The organism is Pseudomonas sp. CM25 (genome assembly GCF_013179705.1).
Taxonomy (GTDB): Bacteria; Pseudomonadota; Gammaproteobacteria; order Pseudomonadales; family Pseudomonadaceae; genus Aquipseudomonas.
In genome coordinates this window covers 1-4,232 of sequence record NZ_JABMCW010000414.1, presented here as the reverse complement: position 1 = coordinate 4,232, position 4,232 = coordinate 1, and the positions used below count along the sequence as shown (strand labels likewise).

General features: G+C 62.3%; 4 protein-coding genes. 3 read left to right on the top strand and 1 reads right to left on the bottom strand.

From position 1 onward, the window contains the following. Window positions 1-198 precede the first annotated feature (198 nt). Both HP546_RS26825 and HP546_RS26820 read left to right on the top strand, forming a co-directional pair. Window positions 199-792, top strand: a complete 594-nt coding sequence (locus tag HP546_RS26825) for a biliverdin-producing heme oxygenase (protein WP_172231838.1) — start codon at window positions 199-201, stop codon at window positions 790-792. A gap of 53 nt (window positions 793-845) precedes the next feature. Continuing rightward, on the top strand, window positions 846-1,259 hold the full coding sequence (locus HP546_RS26820; RefSeq protein ID WP_172231835.1) for a YbaN family protein: 414 nt from the start codon (window positions 846-848) through the stop codon (window positions 1,257-1,259). On the opposite strand, the gene arcD (HP546_RS26815) is transcribed toward HP546_RS26820, so the two are convergent. Beyond that, on the bottom strand, window positions 1,239-2,666 hold the full coding sequence (arcD, locus tag HP546_RS26815) for an arginine-ornithine antiporter (protein WP_172231832.1): 1,428 nt from the start codon (window positions 2,664-2,666) through the stop codon (window positions 1,239-1,241). The genes HP546_RS26820 and arcD (HP546_RS26815) overlap by 21 nt on opposite strands. A gap of 432 nt (window positions 2,667-3,098) precedes the next feature. Here arcD (HP546_RS26815) and arcD (HP546_RS26810) point away from each other — a divergent pair. Next, on the top strand, window positions 3,099-4,232 hold a 1,134-nt coding region (arcD, locus tag HP546_RS26810; protein ID WP_172231829.1), incomplete at its 3' end, for an arginine-ornithine antiporter.

The window sequence follows — 4,232 nt, the reverse complement described above, 5'->3', positions numbered from 1 at the left end:
TACCGCCTGTGCCGGCCTCTTCGCGGGTGAACCCGCTCCCACAGGTATCACGCAGGTCTTGGACCTGTGATGTTCCTGTGGGAGCGGGTTCACCCGCGAAGAGGCCGGCACAGGCAACACAAACTCCGGTTTTTTTACTGTCCCGCCCACACTGTTTCGTCTTGTATCTAGACGCCCCCCTTTTCCAAGGACTGCCCCATGACCGACCGCCCAGCCCTGCGCTCCCAGCGCCTGAACCAGATCACCCACGCCCCGCACGCCGAGCTGGATGCCCTGGTCAAAGCCCACGCTCCCTTCGACAGCCGCGAAAGCTTCGCCCGCTTCGTAGTCGCCCAGTACCTGTTCCAGTCCGAGCTGCAAGCCCTGTACAACGACCCGCGCCTGATCGCCATCGTCCCCGACCTGGCCGAGCGCTGCCGTGCCGACCAGGCCCGCCTGGACCTCGCCGACCTCGACACCGAAGTGCCGGCCGCCGTGCCGGGCGCCCTGGGCACCACCAGCCTGGGCGAAGCAATGGGCTGGATCTTCGTCTCCGAAGGCTCCAAACTGGGCGCTGCGTTTCTGATCAAGCGTGCCGTGGCCCTGGAATTGTCCGACAGCTTCGGTGCCCGCCACCTGGGCGAACCGGCCGGCGGCCGTGCCGAAGGCTGGAAGCAGTTCACCCGCATCCTCGATGGCCTGGCGCTGTCGGCCGAAGAGGAAGCCGCTGCCGAGCGTGGCGCAGTCGCCGCCTTCGAGCGCTTCACCGAACTGCTCAAGCACGCCTATGCTGTGGATGCCGCGCTGGTTTGATACGCCGTACCCGGCCACCCTTCCGGTGGCCGAACCGTTTTTGCAGTGAGACCATGACCCAACCCGCCCGCTCGAAACTCGCCCGCCTGCTGTACGGAATCCTGGCTTACGTGAGCCTGGGAATCGGGTTGGTCGCGATCGTGATCCCCGGCCTGCCGACCACCGAGTTCATCCTGCTGGCCGCCTGGGCCGCCACGCGCAGTTCGCCGCGCCTGTCAGCCTGGCTGGAAAACCACCGGCTGTTCGGGCCGATCCTGTACAACTGGCGCAATGGCAAGGTGATCCAGCGCCGGGCCAAGGTCAGCGCGACCATCAGCATGTTGCTGTGTGCAGGCCTGATGCTGACCTTTCTGGAACACCACTGGCCGGTGTTCCTGGCCATCGCCGGCATGACCCTGGGCAACCTGTGGATCTGGTCGCGCCCGGAGCACGCCTGCCCTGCCCCGTCACAGGCTCAGCAGCCCTGAGTAAAGGGCATAGGCGGCCAGCGCGGCACCCGCCAGCACGGCGGCAAAAATCAGCTTTTCCCAGTGCGTGAACAAAGCCTGCCCCTGTTCACGCTTGGCCCTGGCGAACAGGATCACACCGGGGGCGTACAACAGCGCCGACAGCAGCAGGTACTTGAGCCCGCCGGCGTACAGCAGCCACACCGCATATAGCAAGGCAACCATCGCCACCAGCAAGTCCTTGCGCCGCAGCCCAGGCTGCCCGGCATAGGTTTCTGCGCGTGCCGCCAACAGCACGGCATAGGCCGCCGACCACAGGTATGGCACCAGGATCATCGACGAGGCCAGGTAGATCAGGCTGGTGTACGTGCCCGCCGAAAACAGCGTGATCAGCAGAAAGCCCTGAATCATGCAGTTGGTCAGCCACAAGGCATTAGCGGGCACCTGGTTGGCGTTTTCCTTGGTCAGAAAGCGCGGCATGGTCTTGTCGCGCGCAGTGGCGTAAAGGATTTCGGCACACAACAACGCCCATGAAAGCAGCGCGCCAAGCAGCGACACCGCCAGCCCGAGGCTGATCAGCAAGGCGCCCCAGGGCCCGACGATATGCTCCAGCACCGAGGCCAGCGACGGGTTCTGCAACCCGGCCAGCTCCGGCTGGGTCATGATGCCCAGCGACAACACGTTGACCAGCACCAGCAGCGCCAGCACGCCGAGAAAACCAATGACCGTGGCCTTGCCCACGTCCGAACGGCGCTGGGCTCGCCCGGAATACACGCTGGCGCCCTCGATGCCGATGAACACGAACACGGTCACCAGCATCATGTTGCGCACTTGCTCCAGCACGCTGCCGAACTGCGGGTTGCTCAGGCCCCAGATGTCCCGGGTGAATATATCGGCGCGAAAGGCAAATGCCGCGATGACCACGAACATCACCAGCGGCACTATCTTGGCCACGGTGGTGACCTGGTTGATGAACGCCGCCTCCTTGATGCCGCGCAGCACCAGGAAGTGCACTGCCCACAGCAGCAGCGAGGCGCAGCCGATGGCGATGGGCGTATTGCCTTCACCGAATACCGGAAAGTAGAACCCCAGGGTGCTGAACAGCAGCACGAAGTAGCCGACGTTGCCCAGCCAGGCGCTGATCCAGTAGCCCCAGGCCGACGAAAACCCCATGTAGTCGCCGAAGCCGGCCTTGGCATAGGCGTACACCCCCGAATCCAGCTCAGGCTTGCGGTTGGCCAAGGTCTGGAACACGAACGCCAGGGCCAGCATGCCGACCGCGGTGATCCCCCAGCCGATCAGCACCGCGCCGACATCGGCACGCGCCGCCATGTTCTGCGGCAGCGAGAAGATCCCGCCGCCAATCATCGAGCCGACCACCAGCGCGATCAATGCGCCCAGGCGCAGCTTTTGTCCAGGTTCGCTCATGGGCCTACCTTGTCACCTGTTGTCATCCGCCTGAAACAGTCAGGCGGTACTTGAAGATAGTGTTACTTATATTAAAGCGAGGCACCCACGCTAGCGCTGTCATAACTGCTTTATCTATGCAGATCCATTGTAAAAATTAGCAGCTAGTCAGCAACTAGAAAAGAAATTGATAAAACTCGAAATTCTTGTGAAAAATTTGCGAAAGCGGCAAAAACGGCTAGCGTCAAGCATCGCAGGCTGAACGGAGCGTTTGCTCTAGAAAGACATGGAGGTGCCAGCGCAAAAGGCCTGCAGCAAAAGCTGTCGGCACTCTCCAGGAGCACCGTGAAGGAAATTTCCTACTTCACGACGCCATTAACTGACCCACGTCAGCGAACGGCACAGGCGACGGATTTATGCTGTCGTCAACTTTCTCCTGGCAGGAGTTGTTAAATGTCTGATTCATCCGGAAAATTAAAACTCGGCGCGTTAGTTGCACTTGTCGTCGGCTCGATGATTGGTGGCGGGATCTTCTCGCTGCCACAAAACATGGCCGCCAGCGCGGGAGTTGGCGCGGTGCTGATCGGCTGGGGCATTACCGCGGTCGGCATGCTGACCCTGGCATTCGTGTTCCAGACCCTGGCCAACCGCAAGCCTGACCTGGATGGCGGGGTGTACGCCTACGCCAAGGCCGGTTTCGGCGACTACATGGGCTTCTCGTCCGCCTGGGGCTACTGGATCAGTGCCTGGCTGGGCAACGTCGGTTACTTCGTGCTGCTGTTCAGCACATTGGGCTACTTCTTCCCGATCTTCGGCGAAGGCAACACCCCGGCCGCCATCATTGGCGCATCGGTGCTGCTGTGGGCAGTGCACTTCCTGGTACTGCGTGGCATCAAGGAGGCGGCGTTCATCAACCTGGTCACCACCGTGGCCAAAGTGGTGCCACTGGTCCTGTTCACCCTGATCTGCCTGTTCGCGTTCAGGCTCGACATCTTCACCGCCGACATCTGGGGCAAAGGCACGCCCGAGCTGGGCAGCGTGATGAGCCAGGTGCGCAACATGATGCTGGTCACCGTGTGGGTGTTCATCGGCATCGAGGGCGCGAGCATCTTCTCGTCACGGGCGGAAAAGCGCGCTGACGTGGGCAAGGCCACGGTCATCGGCTTTGTCACCGTGCTGTTGTTCCTGGTGCTGGTCAATGTGCTGTCGCTGGGCATCATGACCCAACCGGACCTGGCCAAACTGCAGAACCCGTCGATGGCCGCGGTACTGGAACATGTGGTCGGCCACTGGGGGGCGGTGCTGATCAGCGTCGGCCTGATCATCTCGCTGCTGGGAGCACTGCTGTCGTGGGTGCTGCTGTGCGCCGAGATCATGTTCGCCGCAGCCAAGGACCACACCATGCCGGAGTTCCTGCGCCGCGAGAACGCCAACCAGGTGCCGGCCAACGCCCTGTGGCTGACCAATGCCATGGTGCAGATCTTCCTGGTGATCACGCTGTTCTCCAGCAGCACCTACCTGTCGCTGATCTACCTCGCCACTTCGATGATCCTCGTGCCTTACCTGTGGTCGGCGGCCTACGCCTTC